The sequence below is a fragment of the Leptolyngbya sp. CCNP1308 genome, from assembly GCF_034932455.1.
Taxonomy (GTDB): domain Bacteria; phylum Cyanobacteriota; class Cyanobacteriia; order Phormidesmidales; family Phormidesmidaceae; genus Nodosilinea.
Genome location: NZ_JAYGIH010000059.1, coordinates 1 through 1,426, shown reverse-complemented (window position 1 = coordinate 1,426; position 1,426 = coordinate 1). Strand labels below are relative to the sequence as shown.

Annotated in this window: 3 protein-coding genes; 1 reads left to right on the top strand and 2 read right to left on the bottom strand. The window is 46.9% G+C overall.

The genetic code is table 11. The features are described from left to right. A partial coding sequence (locus VB780_RS14205; protein WP_323351817.1) for a transposase occupies positions 1-227 on the top strand: 227 nt, incomplete at its 5' end. A 21-nt stretch (positions 228-248) separates the two neighbouring features. On the opposite strand, the gene VB780_RS14200 is transcribed toward VB780_RS14205, so the two are convergent. Together VB780_RS14200 and VB780_RS14195 are read right to left on the bottom strand one after the other, a co-directional pair. Next, positions 249-743, bottom strand: coding sequence for an endonuclease NucS domain-containing protein (locus tag VB780_RS14200; protein ID WP_323351816.1), 495 nt, complete (start codon positions 741-743; stop codon positions 249-251). Between the two features lie 369 nt (positions 744-1,112). Further along, positions 1,113-1,426 (bottom strand): hypothetical protein (locus tag VB780_RS14195; protein WP_323351815.1); only part of this gene is annotated, 314 nt, incomplete at its 5' end.

The window sequence follows — 1,426 nt, the reverse complement described above, 5'->3', positions numbered from 1 at the left end:
TCATGATGTGGGTGATGGATACCTGTCGCTGGATCGTCGAGGTCGTCTTACGACCGCAGCAGACCAAAGGATTTGTCCTGCTGAAGAAACGCTGGGTCGTCGAGCGTACCTTCGGATGGTTGATGGGATGCCAACGCTTGGTGCGAGACTACGAACGGCTGCCGGAAACGTCAGAAACCCTCATCTACCTTGCCATGATACGGATCATGGTCAGGCGATTAGCATGATTTTTGACCCCATCGGACTTTTCAAACACCCTCTAAGTCTCCCTCGGTAGACCGCAGGAAAGGATGAAATTTAGGATCCACCTCAACTGCTGTCTCTGCTGCTGAGTCGGCATTGGCAAGCTGGAATCTGAAGCGATCGCCATCCTCAGCAATGCTGAATTGGTAGAACTCAAAGTCGAGACGGTGATACTCCCGGTCAATGTGGTTGTGGGTGTGAAATGTGGGGGCGATCGCTATCAGATGGATGGGCAGGCTGTAGTCTACTTGTTCGGCAAAGGGCTGAATCTGGCGCAGGCTGGCGTAGTAGCGGGTGAGTTGCTGCACCACATAGCGATCCTCTACGTTCTTCAGTTCGAGGACGATAAGCTGCTGTTCTAGGGTAATGGCCAGGATGTCACAGATCTGGCCTTGGATGACGTACTGGCGAGCGAGGGGCTTGAGGTTGAATAATGGCTCTAAATTGGCCCAGATAAATTCTTCTAAGTCAAATTCAGTGTGGAAAGACCACTTGGTCATTGATTTAAATGGTCATAATTTGATTTCAGTCCCTTGATGCGCTTAAAGTAACCAATTCAATCACTGACCATCTATAACTGACTCAAAAAAGACTCTAGGCAATTCTACTTGATAATTAGTCATGCTTTCGCTATAACCTATCTGCCTAGCAATCGAAGTCAAAGCAAATGGATCAACATTGAAGCGATCATGGCATACTGCCCAATAGAGGCTGTAACTACCTGAATTATAGCCACCGATTTCTAATGAATTCGCAGGACTAAGATAGTGAAAATAAACAAACACATTATCCTCTTCAGGAAAATCAAAAGCGACAAAGGGTTTGTCTAATGAGCAATATACCCATTGAGTGCGGCTTTTAGTGCCATCTTAGTCAGAACTTACCTCCAGACTTACCTCATAAAGCTTACTATTTTGACCACCAAGCTGATTTTGATGAATAAGCCGCTTGTCTAAGAAATAAGTAGCCCAACATGAGCCCTGGCGGCAACCTTCTTCAACTAATCTCCGTTGCTGGGCTAGGCCAGGCAAAGCTACTCCTAGCAGAAGGAGACTAGAGGGCACCTCGAAAAATAGCCAGAGCGATCTCAATATGAGATCATAAGGTTGGTTTGTTGACGTATGAATGCTATGGGACAGCAGGGGTTCTGGGATGTTAAAGACCGGCAGCAAAAACTGGAGCA

Bases quoted from the DNA above. Each gene is read 5' to 3' on its own strand.
- VB780_RS14200 (WP_323351816.1), bottom strand. From the start codon at position 743: ATGACCAAGTGGTCTTTCCACACTGAATTTGACTTAGAAGAATTTATC.